At 63.6% G+C, this 13,965-nt stretch carries 15 protein-coding genes; 5 read left to right on the forward strand and 10 right to left on the reverse strand.

The genetic code is table 11. From position 1 onward, the window contains the following. Positions 1–19 precede the first annotated feature (19 nt). Positions 20–448, reverse strand: a complete 429-nt coding sequence (locus C4K40_RS29845; RefSeq protein ID WP_022641683.1) for a DUF2269 family protein — start codon at positions 446–448, stop codon at positions 20–22. A 40-nt stretch (positions 449–488) separates the two neighbouring features. Continuing rightward, positions 489–2,003 carry a threonine ammonia-lyase, biosynthetic gene (ilvA, locus tag C4K40_RS29850; protein WP_022641684.1) on the reverse strand — a complete coding sequence of 505 codons (1,515 nt, stop codon included), beginning with the start codon at positions 2,001–2,003 and terminating at the stop codon, positions 489–491. Between the two features lie 206 nt (positions 2,004–2,209). Between ilvA and rpiA the strand changes: the two genes are divergently transcribed. Further along, complete coding sequence (gene rpiA / locus C4K40_RS29855; RefSeq protein ID WP_022641685.1) at positions 2,210–2,881, forward strand: ribose-5-phosphate isomerase RpiA; 672 nt, start codon at positions 2,210–2,212, stop codon at positions 2,879–2,881. Between the two features lie 58 nt (positions 2,882–2,939). On the opposite strand, the gene C4K40_RS29860 is transcribed toward rpiA, so the two are convergent. The 4 genes from C4K40_RS29860 to C4K40_RS29875 form a co-directional block, all read right to left on the reverse strand. Further along, positions 2,940–3,848, reverse strand: coding sequence for an SdiA-regulated domain-containing protein (locus C4K40_RS29860; RefSeq protein ID WP_053133853.1), 909 nt, complete (start codon positions 3,846–3,848; stop codon positions 2,940–2,942). A gap of 97 nt (positions 3,849–3,945) precedes the next feature. Continuing rightward, a complete protein-coding gene (locus C4K40_RS29865; protein WP_053133849.1) occupies positions 3,946–4,869 on the reverse strand; it encodes an SdiA-regulated domain-containing protein in 924 nt (307 codons plus the stop codon). A gap of 165 nt (positions 4,870–5,034) precedes the next feature. Then, positions 5,035–5,700 carry a fumarylacetoacetate hydrolase family protein gene (locus tag C4K40_RS29870; RefSeq protein ID WP_053133846.1) on the reverse strand — a complete coding sequence of 222 codons (666 nt, stop codon included), beginning with the start codon at positions 5,698–5,700 and terminating at the stop codon, positions 5,035–5,037. Positions 5,701–5,741: 41 nt separating this feature from the next. Next, positions 5,742–7,136, reverse strand: a complete 1,395-nt coding sequence (locus C4K40_RS29875) for an FAD-binding oxidoreductase (RefSeq protein ID WP_022641689.1) — start codon at positions 7,134–7,136, stop codon at positions 5,742–5,744. 203 nt (positions 7,137–7,339) lie between these two features. On the opposite strand from C4K40_RS29875, the gene serA reads away from it, so the two are divergent. Beyond that, entirely contained in the window at positions 7,340–8,569 is a 1,230-nt protein-coding gene (serA, locus tag C4K40_RS29885; RefSeq protein ID WP_022641690.1) for a phosphoglycerate dehydrogenase, read from the forward strand. Positions 8,570–8,698: 129 nt separating this feature from the next. On the opposite strand, the gene C4K40_RS29890 is transcribed toward serA, so the two are convergent. Then, positions 8,699–9,136, reverse strand: a complete 438-nt coding sequence (locus C4K40_RS29890) for a DUF4399 domain-containing protein (RefSeq protein WP_022641691.1) — start codon at positions 9,134–9,136, stop codon at positions 8,699–8,701. Positions 9,137–9,268: 132 nt separating this feature from the next. Here C4K40_RS29890 and C4K40_RS29895 point away from each other — a divergent pair, with 132 nt between their 5' ends. Beyond that, the gene (locus C4K40_RS29895; protein WP_053133843.1) at positions 9,269–10,054 is read left to right on the forward strand and encodes a transporter substrate-binding domain-containing protein; all 786 of its coding nucleotides are present in this window, start codon (positions 9,269–9,271) and stop codon (positions 10,052–10,054) included. Positions 10,055–10,101: 47 nt separating this feature from the next. On the opposite strand, the gene C4K40_RS29900 is transcribed toward C4K40_RS29895, so the two are convergent. Together C4K40_RS29900 and C4K40_RS29905 are read right to left on the reverse strand one after the other, a co-directional pair. Further along, positions 10,102–10,590, reverse strand: coding sequence for a DUF523 domain-containing protein (locus tag C4K40_RS29900; protein ID WP_022641693.1), 489 nt, complete (start codon positions 10,588–10,590; stop codon positions 10,102–10,104). Positions 10,591–10,592: 2 nt separating this feature from the next. Next, positions 10,593–11,225: a 2OG-Fe(II) oxygenase gene (locus C4K40_RS29905; protein ID WP_053133840.1), complete on the reverse strand. Its 633-nt coding sequence runs from the start codon at positions 11,223–11,225 to the stop codon at positions 10,593–10,595. Positions 11,226–11,376: 151 nt separating this feature from the next. Here C4K40_RS29905 and C4K40_RS29910 point away from each other — a divergent pair, with 151 nt between their 5' ends. Further along, on the forward strand, positions 11,377–12,129 hold the full coding sequence (locus tag C4K40_RS29910; protein ID WP_022641695.1) for a DUF2059 domain-containing protein: 753 nt from the start codon (positions 11,377–11,379) through the stop codon (positions 12,127–12,129). 177 nt (positions 12,130–12,306) lie between these two features. Here the strand turns inward: C4K40_RS29910 and C4K40_RS29915 are convergent, their stop codons facing one another. Then, positions 12,307–13,245 carry an alpha/beta hydrolase gene (locus C4K40_RS29915; RefSeq protein ID WP_031320672.1) on the reverse strand — a complete coding sequence of 313 codons (939 nt, stop codon included), beginning with the start codon at positions 13,243–13,245 and terminating at the stop codon, positions 12,307–12,309. Positions 13,246–13,354: 109 nt separating this feature from the next. Here C4K40_RS29915 and C4K40_RS29920 point away from each other — a divergent pair, with 109 nt between their 5' ends. Next, positions 13,355–13,948: a DUF6436 domain-containing protein gene (locus tag C4K40_RS29920; RefSeq protein WP_053133837.1), complete on the forward strand. Its 594-nt coding sequence runs from the start codon at positions 13,355–13,357 to the stop codon at positions 13,946–13,948. Positions 13,949–13,965: the final 17 nt, after the last annotated feature.

Here is a 13,965-nt window from a genome sequence, read left to right on the forward strand (position 1 = left end):
GGCGATCCTTAAAGCCGGGTCAGACCGGCTTGGCCCCCATGAGGCCGGCAATGGTGACGAAGCACAAGGCGCTGAAGACCGCCAGGACCAGGGTAAAGGCCAGGCCACTGGCGGCCTTGGCCACGCGCAGGCGATTGAGGCGCACCATCAGCCATAGCCAGGCCAGCGCCCCGAGGGTGTAGAGCACACTGGAGCCCAGGACCCAGGTCTGCCCCAGCGGCCAGCCCACCAGGTGCACCAGCCACCAACCGGTGAACGGCAGGGTCACCAGGCCCAGGGCCAGCAGCAGCCAGCCGAACAGGCCCGGACGGTGCAGCACCCGGCTATAGACGGTCGCGTCACCCTGGCGACGCAGGCGCCAGACCCAGATCGCCAGGCCCAGCGCACTGCCCAGCAGCAGCACCGTGGCCAGTACATGAAGTGTCTTGAGCGTGGTCAGCGTTTCCATATTCTCGCGTCCTTAAGGCCTCGATCCTCAGCGTAGCCGCTCAGCCGAGGAACAGCTGGTAGGCGGGGTTGTCGCTTTCGTCCCAGTACGGATAACCGATCTGCTCCAGGGCCGCCGGCACCAGGTGGCGCTCCTCGGCCGGCACCTGCAGGCCGGCGACCACGCGCCCATCTGCCGCGCCGTGGTTGCGGTAGTGGAACATGGAAATGTTCCAGCGCCCGCCCAGTTTGTTGAGGAAGTTGAACAAGGCACCCGGACGCTCCGGGAACTCGAAGCGCAGCACCAGCTCATCGCTGACCTTCTCCGCCCGGCCGCCGACCATGTAGCGGATATGCAGCTTGGCCAGCTCGTTGTCGGTCAGGTCGATCACCGGGAAGCCCTGCTCGCTCAGGTTGGCGATCAGGGCACTGCGCGGATCGCTTTCCGGGTGGGTCTGCACGCCAACGAAGATATGCGCCTCGCTGCCGGTGTTGTAGCGGTAGTTGAATTCGGTGATCTGGCGCTTGCCCACCGCCTCGCAGAACGCCTTGAAGCTGCCGGGCTGCTCGGGAATGGTCACGGCGATGATGGCTTCGCGCCCCTCACCCAGCTCGGCGCGCTCGGCCACGTGGCGCAGACGGTCGAAGTTGACGTTGGCGCCGGAATCGATGGCCACCAGGGTCTGCCCGGTGATGCCGCGCTGCTCGACGTACTTCTTGATCCCCGCCACGCCGAGTGCACCGGCAGGCTCGGTGATCGAGCGGGTATCGTCGTAGATATCCTTGATTGCCGCACAGATCTCGTCGGTGCTGACGGTGATCACCTCGTCGACGTGATCCTTGCAGATATCGAAGGTGTGCTGGCCGATCTGCGCCACGGCCACGCCATCGGCGAAGATGCCCACGGTCGGCAACACCACCCGCTCGCCGGCGGCCATGGCCATTTGCAGGCAGTTGGAATCGTCCGGCTCGACACCGATGACCCGGATCTCCGGGCGCAGGTACTTCACGTACGCGGCGATGCCGGCGATCAAGCCGCCGCCACCGACCGGTACGAAGATCGCATCCAGCGGGCCGGGATGCTGGCGCAGGATCTCCATCGCCACCGTGCCCTGCCCGGCAATGGTGTGGGGATCGTCATAAGGATGGATGTAGACGTAGCCCTTCTCGTCCACCAGCTTCAGCGAATAGGCCAGCGCCTCGGGGAAGGTATCGCCATGCAGCACTACCTTGCCGCCACGGGAACGCACGCCTTCGACCTTGATCTCGGGAGTGGTCTTGGGCATCACGATGGTGGCCTTGACCCCCAGCACCTTGGCAGCCAGGGCCAGGCCCTGGGCATGGTTGCCCGCCGATGCGGTGACCACGCCACGGGCGCGCTCGGCGTCGGTGAGCTGGGTGAGCTTGTTGTAGGCGCCACGGATCTTGAACGAGAACACCGGCTGCAAGTCTTCGCGCTTGAGCCAGACCTGGTTGCCCAGCCGCTCGGAGAGCTGGCGGGCGGTCTGCAATGGGGTTTCCACGGCAACGTCATAAACGCGCGAGGTGAGGATCTTCTTTACGTACTGTTCGAGCATCGGAAAGCATCACTGAGCGGGTTGGGCAGGGCCAAGGAGTCTAACCCAGCGTTTGCCCGGGCGACCACACGAATCCAGAGGTTTTAGCCTGCCTGCGGGCCCTGTGGGCAACGCCGCCGGGCGAGTGGCCAGACGGGCAATGACCTGGCCGGCGCCGACGCCTATAATGCCGGGCTTTGTGCCCCCCTGCCCGCTTCGGAGACCGCATGACCCAGGATCAACTCAAACAGGCCGTCGCCCAGGCCGCCGTCGACCTCATCCTGCCGAAACTCGACGACAAGAGCATCGTCGGGGTCGGCACCGGCTCCACCGCCAACTGCTTCATCGACGCCCTGGCCCGGCACAAGGGCGCCTTCGATGGCGCCGTGGCCAGTTCCGAAGCCACCGCCGCGCGCCTCAAGGGCCACGGCATCCCGGTGTATGAACTCAACACCGTCAGCGAGCTGGAGTTCTACATCGACGGCGCCGACGAAAGCGATGCGCACCTGAACCTGATCAAGGGCGGCGGCGCGGCCCTGACCCGCGAGAAGATCGTCGCGGCCGTGGCCAAGACCTTCATCTGCATCGCCGATGCCAGCAAGCTGGTCTCGGTGCTGGGCGCCTTCCCGCTGCCGGTGGAAGTGATCCCGATGGCCCGCAGCCACGTGGCTCGCGAACTGGTGAAGCTGGGCGGCGATCCGGTGTACCGCGAAGGCGTGATCACCGACAACGGCAACATCATCCTCGACGTGCACAACATGCAGATCAGCAACCCGGTGGAGCTGGAAAGCCAGATCAACGCCATCGTCGGCGTGGTCACCAACGGCCTGTTCGCCGCCCGGCCCGCCGACGTGCTGCTGCTGGGCACCGCCGAAGGCGTGCAGACCCTCAAGGCCTGATCACGCTCCCCCCTGTCGGATTGGCCGCTGTGGCGAGCCAATCCCGGCAACGCCCGAACTAGCGCGCGGGTTTCTTGAAGACGTAGAACAGGTTCGGTTCGCTGACCAGGTACAACGTGCCTTCATCGTCCATGGCGATACCCTCGGCCTGGGGCACCGCCCGGTCCAGGCCCTGGCGGCCCTTGCCCAGCGCCAGGGTGCTCAGGGGGCGCCCCTGGGCGTCCAGCTCCAGCACCAGGCGCGACTCATCCGACAACGCCAGCAGATGGCCGCTGCGCTCATCGTATTGCAGGCTGGAAAGATCACGCACGAACAGCGCGGCATCCCGCTTGGGATTGTTCATCACGTGCATGCCATAGGGCGTATCCGGCTCGCTGTCGGGAAACCCCTGCACTTCGTAGATCAGCATCGGATCACGCTCCTTGGCGACGAACAGGCGCTTGCCCCGGGAGTCGTAGGCCAAACCCTCGAATCCCTTGTTGCTGCTCAGGTGCACACCGAGGGTCACCTGCTCGGACTGTGCCGCATCCACTACCTGGGTGTCGTCCTGCAGATGGATCTTGATCAACCGCTGCTGGCGCTCGTCGCTGATCACATAGGTACCGGCACTGATGTACTCCACCGCCTCAGGATCGGCGAACCCCACCAGGGCGATGCGTCGCAGCACCTGCCCATCCAGGGACAGCTCGATCAGCTCGGGTTGCTTGTTGGTCACGGTGAACAGGCTGTTGCGCAGCGGGTCGTAGGTCAGCGCCGAAACATCGTCCAGGCCCTCGATGGGCTGGGCCTCGCGCACCACCCGGTAGTCGCCCAGCCCCAGTGAATGCGGATCAGTCACTTGCCAATAGGCCTGCCAGTCGAACCAGGCGCGCTGCCACAGCCGATGGTTGTGGGCGAATGCCGCCAGCAACACGACTACAAGACCAAGGAAAAGATAGAGGGGATGGACACGACTCAGGCGATACATGGCAGGCAAGCTCGAATACAGGACGGCCCCATGAATATCACCGACGCCTGAACTCAAGCTTAATCGGCACGACCCGGACAAGGTCCGGGCCCAGTGTTCAGCGCTTCTCGAAGCGGTAGAACAGGTTGGACTCGCTGACCATGTACAGGTTGCCCGCCTCGTCCATGGCCACGCCTTCGGCGCGGGGGATGGTGTTCTTCAGGCCGTTGAAACCACCAAGCAGGGTCATGAAGCTGACTTGCTCGCCCTGCTCGTCCAGCTCCAGCAGCAAATGCGACTCGGCCGACAGCACCAGGGTGTGACCGGTACGCGGATCGATACCCAGGGCCGACAAGTTGCGCAGGTCGAGCTCGTCGCTAGGCAGCCTTTGCTTGTCGCCCTTGAGCACACGACCGTCGCTGCTCCAGGTGAACAGCGCCGGCGGCCGCTCCTCGCCCAGCAATAGCTGCTGCTTGCGTGGATCCCAGGCCACGGCTTCGAAAGCCTTGTTCTGGTCTTCCGAAGGGCCCAGGTCGTATTTGGGGAAATCGGCGATGTTCAACTGGCTGGTGGAGCCATCGACCTTGACGATCACCAGCGAGTGGTCGCGCTCATCGACGATGGCCATCAAGCCATCCTCCATGACCGTCACCCCTTCCGGATTGCTCCAGCCCACCAGCGGAATCTTGCGCAGCACGTCGCCCTGCAGGCTCAGTTCCACCAGGAACGGGTGCTTGCCCATTACCGAGAACAGCGTCTTGGTCCCGGGGTTGTAGGACAGGTCGGAAGCTTCGTCGCGCTCCAGGCCAGGCATCAATTTGGCGTCGATCACCGCCCGATAGGCCGGTAGCCAGATACTGGCGCTGCGCTCTGCAGGAGTGACGAAGCCTTCCTGCAGCCAGAGCACGCCGCGGTCGTCCCAGTGCATGATGCTGGCCAGGCCATAGCTGATCACCCCGGCCAGCAGCAGCCAGGAATACCAGCGCATGCGCAGTCGCAAACGCCGGGGAGTGTGGATTTTGGTCAGAGGTTGGGCATCCATTTCACAGATTCCAAGAAGCTCGGCCACAGGTGATAGCACGCAAATTTGAGCGCTGCGAACCATGAACCCGAGAATTATCCGGGGCAAATGTGAAAAAACGGTAAAAGCGCGGAGGGCTTTCTGCGAGATGTCCGGTTTTTTGGTGCTCTCGCAGAAAATTTCCGATCAACGGACGGTGCTGGTGAAACGGCTGGCGCCCGGCAGTTCCAGGATCAGTTCGTCACCGACATTCAGCGGGCCGACACCCACCGGAGTACCTGTGAGGATCACGTCGCCGGCCTGCAGGGAAAAGCAGCCGGCCATGTACTGGATCATCGGCACTATGGGGTTGAGCATGATGCTGCTGTTGCCATCCTGGCGTACCTCGCCATTGATGGTCAGGCGAATGCCGATGTCGGTCAGGTCGGCGAATGTGCTGCCCACCACGAAAGGCGCGATCACCGCCGCGCCGTCGAACGACTTGGCGATTTCCCAGGGCAGGCCCTTGGACTTAAGCTCGGCCTGCTTGTCGCGCAGGGTCAGGTCCAGGGCCGGGGCGAAGCCGGAAATGGCATCCAGCACCTCTTCACGGCTGGGCTTGGGGGACAGCGGCTTGCCGATCAATACCGCGATCTCGGCTTCGTAATGCACCGAGCCACGCTCGGTGGGAATGGCGAAACCACCCTCCAGGGGCACGACGCAGCTGCCCGGCTTGATGAACAGCAGCGGCTCGGTGGGAACCGGGTTGTCCAGTTCCTTGGCGTGCTCGGCGTAGTTGCGACCGATGCATACCACCTTGCCCAGGGGAAAATGAATCCGGGTACCGTCGACATACTGGTGCTGATAGCTCATTACCGACTCCTGTTCGTACGCGTGTTCAGGGCTGCCCGGACTCAAGCAGCGAAGATCTTGCCCGGGTTCATGATGCCGTTCGGGTCGAAGACCGCCTTGACGGCCTTCATGTACTCGATTTCCACCGGCGAGCGGCTGTAGGTCAGGTAGTCGCGCTTGGTCATGCCCACGCCGTGCTCGGCGGAAATCGAACCATTGTGCTTCTCGACGGTTTCGAACACCCACTTGTTGACCGTGGCGCACTTGGCGAAGAACTCGTCCTTGCTCAGGTTTTCCGGCTTGAGGATGTTCAGGTGCAGGTTGCCGTCGCCGATGTGGCCGAACCAGACGATCTCGAAGTCCGGATAGTGCTTGCCGACGATGGCGTCGATTTCCTGGAGGAATGCCGGCACCTTGGACACAGTGACCGAGATGTCGTTCTTGTACGGGGTCCAGTGGGAGATGGTCTCGGAGATGTACTCGCGCAGCTTCCACAGGTTCTGCAGCTGGGTTTCGCTCTGGCTCATCACGCCATCCAGGACCCAGCCCTGCTCGACGCAATGCTCGAAGGTCTCCAGGGCCTGGTTGGCCACTTCCTCGGTGGTGGCCTCGAACTCCAGCAGCGCATAGAACGGGCATTGCGATTCGAATGGCGCCGGGACGTCGCCGCGGGCCAGGACCTTGGCCAGCGCCTTGTCGGAGAAGAATTCGAAAGCCGTCAGGTCGACCTTGCCCTGGAATGCATGCAGCACTGGCATGATCGAGTCGAAGTCAGGCGTGCCCAGGACCATGGCAGTGAGGTTCTTCGGCGCCCGGTCCAGGCGCATGGTGGCCTCGACCACGAAACCCAGGGTGCCCTCGGCGCCGATGAACAGCTGGCGCAGGTCATAGCCGGTGGCGTTCTTGATCAGGTCGCGGTTCAGTTCCAGCAGGTCGCCCTTGCCGGTGACCACCTTCATGCCAGCCACCCAGTTACGGGTCATGCCGTAGCGAATGACCTTGATTCCGCCGGCATTGGTGCCGATGTTGCCGCCAATTTGGCTGGATCCTGCCGATGCGAAGTCCACCGGATAGTACAGGCCGTTGTCTTGCGCCAGGTTCTGCAGTTGCTCGGTGACCACGCCTGGCTGGCATACCGCGGTGCGGTCGGTCAGGTTCAGGTCGAGAATCTGGTTCATGTAGTCGAAGGACACCACCACTTCGCCGTTGGCGGCTACCGCTGCCGCCGAAAGCCCGGTACGACCACCCGAAGGCACCAGCGCCACCTTGTGCTGATTGGCCCAGCGGACGATGGCCTGGACCTGTTCGATGGTCTTGGGGAACACGATGGCGGTCGGGGCGGGGGCGAAGTGCTTGGTCCAATCCTTGCCGTAGGCATTCAGCGAGTCAGCGTCGGTCAGCACCTTGCCGGGCTCAACCAGGGTCTTCAGCTCATCAATCAGGGCAGGATTGGTCATCGACAGAACTCTCGAACAATTCATGGTCATCCTGAGAACGCTTCACGTCGCAGGAATGAGTGTTTAGCGGGGCGCGTATGCTAGCATACCGCCCCCGCAGAAGAGTGCCCAAGGGCCTTCTGCGGTGTCGGCCGCGCGCCGCCCAGGTCAGCTCAAGCTGTCCACTTCCCTGCCATTTTTCTCCGGGACACAGGTTTACGCAGATGAGCAAGACTTCTCTCGATAAGAGCAAGATCAAGTTCCTTCTCCTCGAAGGCGTCCACCAATCCGCTGTCGACGTGCTCAAGGCCGCCGGCTACACCAGCATCGAGTACCTCACCAGTTCTCTGCCGGAAGCCCAGCTCAAGGAAAAGATCGCCGATGCGCACTTCATCGGTATTCGCTCCCGCACCCAACTGACCGAAGAGATCTTCGACCACGCGAAGAAACTGGTCGCGGTGGGCTGCTTCTGCATCGGCACCAACCAGGTTGACCTGTCCGCGGCCCGCGAGCGCGGCATCGCGGTGTTCAACGCGCCTTACTCCAACACCCGCTCGGTCGCCGAGCTGGTACTGGCCGAGGCCATCCTGCTGTTGCGCGGTATCCCCGAGAAAAACGCCTCCTGCCACCGCGGCGGCTGGATCAAGAGCGCAGCCAACTCCTTCGAGATCCGCGGCAAGAAGCTGGGCATCGTCGGTTATGGCTCCATTGGTACCCAACTGTCGGTCCTGGCCGAGGGCCTGGGCATGCAGGTGTTCTTCTATGACACCGTGACCAAGCTGCCACTGGGTAACGCGACCCAGGTCGGCAACCTGCACGAGCTGCTGGGCATGTCCGATATCGTCACCCTGCACGTGCCGGAAACCGCGGCGACCCAGTGGATGATCGGCGAGAAGGAAATCCGCGCCATCAAGAAGGGCGGCATCCTGATCAACGCTGCACGCGGCACCGTGGTCGAGCTGGACGCCCTGGCGGACGCGATCAAGGACAAGCACCTGATCGGCGCGGCCATCGACGTATTCCCGGTCGAGCCACGTTCCAACGACGAAGAGTTCGAAAGCCCGCTGCGTGGCCTGGACAACGTGATCCTGACCCCGCACATCGGTGGTTCCACCGCCGAGGCCCAGGCCAACATCGGCCTGGAAGTGGCCGAGAAGCTGGTCAAGTACAGCGACAACGGCACCTCGGTGTCCTCGGTCAACTTCCCGGAAGTGGCCCTGCCTGCCCACCCTGGCAAGCACCGCCTGTTGCACATCCACGAGAACATCCCGGGCGTGATGAGCGAGATCAACAAGGTCTTCGCGGAAAATGGCATCAACATCTCCGGCCAGTTCCTGCAGACCAACGAAAAGGTCGGCTACGTGGTGATCGACGTCGACGCCGAGTACTCGGACCTGGCGCAAGAGAAGCTGCAACACATCAACGGCACCATCCGCTGCCGCGTGCTGTTCTGACAGCAGCTGCAAGCGGCAAGTCTCAAGCGGCAAGCAAGGGCCCGCCCTGGTTTGTAGCTGCAGCCTTGTAGTTAGCCGTACAAAAAAGGGAGCCTTGATGGGCTCCCTTTTTTTGTGCGGCGTTTACGCTTATTTCACGGTCACTGTGATCTTCTTCGAAACGATCACCGGGTCGAACGGCACGTGGTTCTTGTCCCCCAGCTCCAGTTGCAGGGTGTGCTTGCCCGGGGCCAGGGTCACTTCGGTCTCGGTCTGGGCCTTGCCGAAGTGCAGGTGGTTGGCATCCATCGGAATCGGCATGTTCTCGGCCGGCAGCTGGTCGACGTCGATCAGCAGGTGGTGATGGCCTGTGTTGGCGGTCTGATCGCCTGCTGGCGCCAGTGCGATGCCCTCGACCCCGAACTTGACCTTGAAGGTCTTGTCCACGGTTGCTCCGTCAGCCGGGGAAACAATGGACACCTTGGCACCGGCAGGTGCCTGCGTACGAGGAATTTCAGCTGCGCCGGCGAGCATCGAGGCTCCCAGCAACAAACCCGCCAGGGCCGCGCAAGACATATACTTTTTCATTATCTTCTCCAGTTTTTCCGCAATTCTTTTACGGTTATGACAACTTTGTGGCTGTTCGTTGTCGAAGGCACTCAACACCTTAGCAAAGCGAGCCTGAACAGCGCATCGCTCACATGAATTCAAGGAGTGACCATGCGTTTCATGCCTGGCCTGATACTTTTGCTGCCCCTGGCGAGCACCTGCGTCCACGCCGAGTTGATGGATGACATCAATGACCGCGGGGAACTGCGTATTGCCCTTGAAGCCGATACCCCGCCCTTCAATTTCAAGGATGACGGCAAGCTCAGCGGCTTCGAAGTCGAACTGGGGCAGTTGCTGGCCAGCGAACTGGACGTGCGCGCGGACTTCGTGGTGACCGACACCGACGAGTTGCTGCCCGGCGTCGAAAGCGGCAGGTTCGACGTGGCCATCAACCACATAGCAGTGACACCGGAGCTCAAGGATCGTTTCGACTTCAGCGAGCCCTATAGCTACTCCAGCGCCCAACTGATCGTACGCAAGGAGGAGCAACGCCCGCTGTTCTCCCTGCAATCCCTGCGCGGCCGGGCCCTGGGCGTGGCCCAGGGCAGCCAGTTCGTCGACCAGGCACGGACCGTCGAAGGCATCAACCTGCGTAGCTATGCCGATGCCCAACAGCCGATCAAGGATGTGGCGGACAAGCAGATCGACGCCGCCATCAGCGACCGCCTGCTGATCCCCTATGCGATTCGCGACAGTCGCCTGCCGGTGAAGGAGGGCGCCAAGGTGGGACCGACCCTGAGCCTGGCGATTCCTTTCCAGAAAGGCAATCCGGCGTTCCGCGCCAGCCTGGATAGCGCCTTGCAGCGGATCAAGGCGGATGGGCGGCTGATGGCCCTGTCGGAGAAATGGTTCGGCATGGACGCCAGCAAGCCGCCCAAGGGCGACGCCGAGCAATAGACCTCACCTGTAGTCACCGCCATCGCCTCGCTAAAGCTCGACAGCGGCTACGAGGACAATGCAGCGAGGGCGCTGGCGGCCTCGAGCAGTTGCAGTTCGCTGAAGACCTGCACCCCGTGCTGCTTGAGCAAGGCGGCGGTGACCCCCTCACCCGGGACCTTGGCCCCGCTGAACGTGCCGTCATAGGTCCAGAGGTTGCCGCAGGACGGGCTGTTGGCCTTGAGCACGGCAATACGGATACCGTGTTTTTCCACCAGGGCCAAAGCCTGCCGGGCCCCGGAGAGGAACTCGGCGCTGACGTCGTCACCAGCCGTGGTCATCACCGGCGCCCGTCCCTCCAGCACATCGATGCCCTGGCCACCCGGGATCTCCGCCGCGGCCCGTGGTGTCGGCAAGCCGCCAGCCACTTCCGGGCACAGGGCCACCACCCGCCCCTCCTGCTGCCAGGCCGCCAATTGATCGAAAGGGCCACTGGCGCCGCCGTCGTAGCGTACGCGGTGGCCCAAAAGGCAGCGGCTGACCAGGATCTTGTGCATCCTCAGAACGGCTCGTTGCCACGGCGCCGGAACCAGCCGGTCAGGGACAGGCGCTCCCGGGTCGCGGGCAGGACTTCATGGGGCAATTCGCCGGAGAGGAACACCACCAGCCGGCCGCCGAGCGGGTCGACATCGTGCTGCTCATGGTCCTGCAGGTACATGCGCAATTGCCCGCCATGCTCGGGCAGCCATTGCGAGTTGAGGTAGATCACCGCCGACACCATGCGCCGGTCGTCGTCGCGAAAGCGGTCCACATGGCGCTTGTAGAAAGCACCCGGCGGATACATCGCGAAATGGCACTCGAAATCCTCCAGGCCAAGAAACAGGCCACGGTTCAAGGCTTCGCGCAGGCTATCCATGAGCGCCAGGTAGGCGTCGCTGGCCTCGGCCTGGCCGGGCTCGAGCCATTGGATATGGTCGCCGCGGATACCCTCGCGGATTTCCTGGGCAACCCCGCGCCCGACCGCCGCTGGAGCCAGTTCGCCTTCGGCGGCGCGTTTACGGCACTCGGCAGCCAGGTCGAGGGTCAGAGCCTCAGGCAGGAAAATATCCTGCTGCGACCAGCCACGGGCGGCCAGGTCGTCGACGATGCTCAACAACAGCGGATGATCAGAGGGTATGTGCATGGCGCGCATAGTATCCAGCCGCAGATAAATCTGACAGAGCCGCAGGGCGGCGGATTCAGCTTTTTTTCCAAGGTGCCTGGAACCATGACTTCATCTGATACGAATTCTCGACAACTACCGCCTTGGCCCGGAGAATAGTCGCCTGCTGACAGGAGTCCTTATGCGTCGTTTGCTTTTCTCACTGTTGATGTTCTGCACCTTGCCTGCCTGGGCAGACAGCCACGACCAGTTGTACAAGGTCGCCGGTTGGGCAGAGCAGCGCGCGCATTTCAGCGATGCCCTCAACGCCGCCCAGCAGCGCTACCAGAACAGCCTGCCGCCAGCGGTCTACCAGGCCCTGGTGGATAACAGCAACCAGCGCTTCGCGCCCCAGTCGGTGGATCGCCGCGCCGAGGAGCAATTGCGCCAGAACCTGGCCGACCCCGCTCCGGCCCTGGCCTTTTTCCAGTCGCCCCTGGGCCGCAAGATCGTCGCCGCCGAGCTGCTGGCCACCCGTCGCGACCAGTTGGCCAAGAACGCCCAGGGCTTGCCGAAGATGCAGGCCAGCGACAATCGCCAATTGATCATCGGCCACCTGGCCCAGGCCCTGCCCGCCCGCGAAGCCGGTGCGGAAGTCAGCCTGGCCATTGCCGGAGTCGCCGCCGACAGCCTGAGCCAGATGATTCCCGGCTTGCTGGGCAACGGCCAGGCCCAGGGCATGCTCAATGGCCAGCGCCAGCGCCTGATGCAGCAGATCGGCAATGACCTGAACAACACCCTGCTGTACGTCTACCGGGACCTGTCCGATACGGAACTGGAAGAGTTCGCCACTTTTGCCGAATCAGCCGAAGGCAAGGCCTATTACCAGGCGGCCCTGGCCGCGATCCGCGCCGGCCTGGCGGTGGGCCAGAGCACCTCCAGCCTGGCTCCCTGACCCGGCCACCCACCTGTAGCCGCTACCAAGCCTGCCGGGCTGCGCAAAGAGCCGCAGGACCTTGCCAGGCAATCATCCGCCAAACCTCCAGCGATCTTGAGAACCCTGCGGCCCTTCGGGGCGTTCGCAGCCTATGCCCGCGCCTGCGCCACTCCAAGGCAGGTTCACTCCCGGGACTCAAACATGCCGGGTCAGGAAGGCGAAATACTGGTCGCGGTACAGCGGCACCTCGTTGGCCAGGTGGTGCCGCGCTTCCGGCAGCATCAGCACCTCGGGTGCGCTGAACTTGCTGCGGATCACTTGCAGGTTGTGCTGCCAATCCACAGTCATGTCCGCCTGCCCCTGCACGATCACCGGCTGCCGGTCGCTGCGCGGGGCCGCCTCCAGCCGCTTGATCCAGCGCGCCAGCGCACCGACCCAGGCCGTCGGCAGGCGCTGGGGCTGCAAGGGGTCGGCCTGGAGGAAGGCGAGGAAGTCGTGGTCGTTGGAGTTCTCGCTGAAACGCCGGGCAATGCCGCTGACGAAGGGCCGCAACAGGTAGTAGCTGAGCAGCGACCAGCCCCAGGCCCGTGGCCGCACCAGCGGCGAAAGCAAGATCACCTGGCCCTGGGCCGGGCTCTGGGCGCCCTGGTGCAGCAGGTGGTCGATGACGATCGCCCCGCCGGTGCTCTGCCCGAACAGGTGCCAGGGCTGGGGCAATTCCAGGGTCCGCGCCTGCTCGAACAGGCCCTGCAATACCCGCTGGTACACCGCGAAATCGTCGATGCTGGCGCGCTCGCCGCTGGACAGTCCATGCCCCGGCAGGTCGCAGGAAATCACCACGAAGTCGCGCTGCAGTGCCCACTCGATCACATGCCGGTACAAGCCCATGTGATCGTAGAAGCCATGGAACAGGAACAGCGTCGCCCGAGGTCGCTCCGGCCACCAGGCCTGGGCGACCACCTCATAGCCATCCACCTGGAAGCGCCCCAGGCGACTGCGCGGCACCCGGGCGCGGCCGGCGAAATCCAGCCCGTAGAAGCGCTGGTAGGCCTGGCCCTGGGCCGACAGCGGCTGGCCAGCCGCCAGGGGTTGCAGGCTGGCACGCAGGAGGTCGGGGTCGAAGGTCGTAGGCATGGAGGTTTGCAAAACAGGGACACCAGGGCAAAACGGGCTTTATGGGCCTGCGATATTCATCTGTCGCGGCAAGCATGGCAAGCTACGCGACCTTCGAGGACCTATCTCCATGCGCCAGCCCTACCGCACATCCCTGCTCGCCAGCCTGCTCGCCCTGATCTGCGCCGTGGTGCTGTGGAGTGCCTACGACTGGTTCCAGGGTCGCTACCTGCGGGCCTTCAGCGAGCACACGGCGATGTTCTCCGGCGATCCATTGCAACTGCCTGCCGAACTCGCCGGACCGGGGGCGATCCGCCTGGTGCACTTCTGGGACCCGGCCTGCCCTTGCAACGTCGGCAACCAGCAGCACCTGGCCGAACTGATCGAAACCTACGGCCCACGGGGCGTGGAGTTCTATTCGGTGCGCAAGTCCGGCAGCCACGGCCAGTTGCCGGTCACCCTGGAGCGCCTCAAGTCCCTGGAGCACCTGCCCGGCGCCGAGCAGGTCCCCGCCAGCCCCGCCGTGGCGATCTGGGACCGCAACGGCAAACTGGCCTACTTCGGCCCCTACAGCGAAGGCTTGACCTGCAACTCCAGCAACAGCTTCATCGAGCCCATCCTCCAGGCCTTGCAAGAAGAGCGCACGGTCAGCGCCACCCATACCCTGGCGGTCGGCTGCTATTGCCCATGGGCCAACGGCGCCGAGCAAGGCATTCGCGACTAATCGAGGACTGCCTCCTG

Origin of the sequence: Pseudomonas sp. CMR5c, from assembly GCF_003850545.1 — a bacterium.
Classification (GTDB): Bacteria; Pseudomonadota; Gammaproteobacteria; order Pseudomonadales; family Pseudomonadaceae; genus Aquipseudomonas; species Aquipseudomonas piscis.

Excerpts from the sequence above, each read along its gene's own strand:
- C4K40_RS29845 (WP_022641683.1), bottom strand. The coding sequence starts at position 448 with ATGGAAACGCTGACCACGCTCAAGACACTTCATGTACTGGCCACGGTG.
- ilvA (WP_022641684.1), bottom strand. The coding sequence starts at position 2,003 with ATGCTCGAACAGTACGTAAAGAAGATCCTCACCTCGCGCGTTTATGAC.
- rpiA (WP_022641685.1), top strand. The coding sequence starts at position 2,210 with ATGACCCAGGATCAACTCAAACAGGCCGTCGCCCAGGCCGCCGTCGAC.
- C4K40_RS29860 (WP_053133853.1), bottom strand. The coding sequence starts at position 3,848 with ATGTATCGCCTGAGTCGTGTCCATCCCCTCTATCTTTTCCTTGGTCTT.
- C4K40_RS29865 (WP_053133849.1), bottom strand. The coding sequence starts at position 4,869 with ATGGATGCCCAACCTCTGACCAAAATCCACACTCCCCGGCGTTTGCGA.
- C4K40_RS29870 (WP_053133846.1), bottom strand. The coding sequence starts at position 5,700 with ATGAGCTATCAGCACCAGTATGTCGACGGTACCCGGATTCATTTTCCC.
- C4K40_RS29875 (WP_022641689.1), bottom strand. The coding sequence starts at position 7,136 with ATGACCAATCCTGCCCTGATTGATGAGCTGAAGACCCTGGTTGAGCCC.
- serA (WP_022641690.1), top strand. The coding sequence starts at position 7,340 with ATGAGCAAGACTTCTCTCGATAAGAGCAAGATCAAGTTCCTTCTCCTC.
- C4K40_RS29890 (WP_022641691.1), bottom strand. The coding sequence starts at position 9,136 with ATGAAAAAGTATATGTCTTGCGCGGCCCTGGCGGGTTTGTTGCTGGGA.
- C4K40_RS29895 (WP_053133843.1), top strand. The coding sequence starts at position 9,269 with ATGCGTTTCATGCCTGGCCTGATACTTTTGCTGCCCCTGGCGAGCACC.
- C4K40_RS29900 (WP_022641693.1), bottom strand. The coding sequence starts at position 10,590 with ATGCACAAGATCCTGGTCAGCCGCTGCCTTTTGGGCCACCGCGTACGC.
- C4K40_RS29905 (WP_053133840.1), bottom strand. The coding sequence starts at position 11,225 with ATGCGCGCCATGCACATACCCTCTGATCATCCGCTGTTGTTGAGCATC.
- C4K40_RS29910 (WP_022641695.1), top strand. The coding sequence starts at position 11,377 with ATGCGTCGTTTGCTTTTCTCACTGTTGATGTTCTGCACCTTGCCTGCC.
- C4K40_RS29915 (WP_031320672.1), bottom strand. The coding sequence starts at position 13,245 with ATGCCTACGACCTTCGACCCCGACCTCCTGCGTGCCAGCCTGCAACCC.
- C4K40_RS29920 (WP_053133837.1), top strand. The coding sequence starts at position 13,355 with ATGCGCCAGCCCTACCGCACATCCCTGCTCGCCAGCCTGCTCGCCCTG.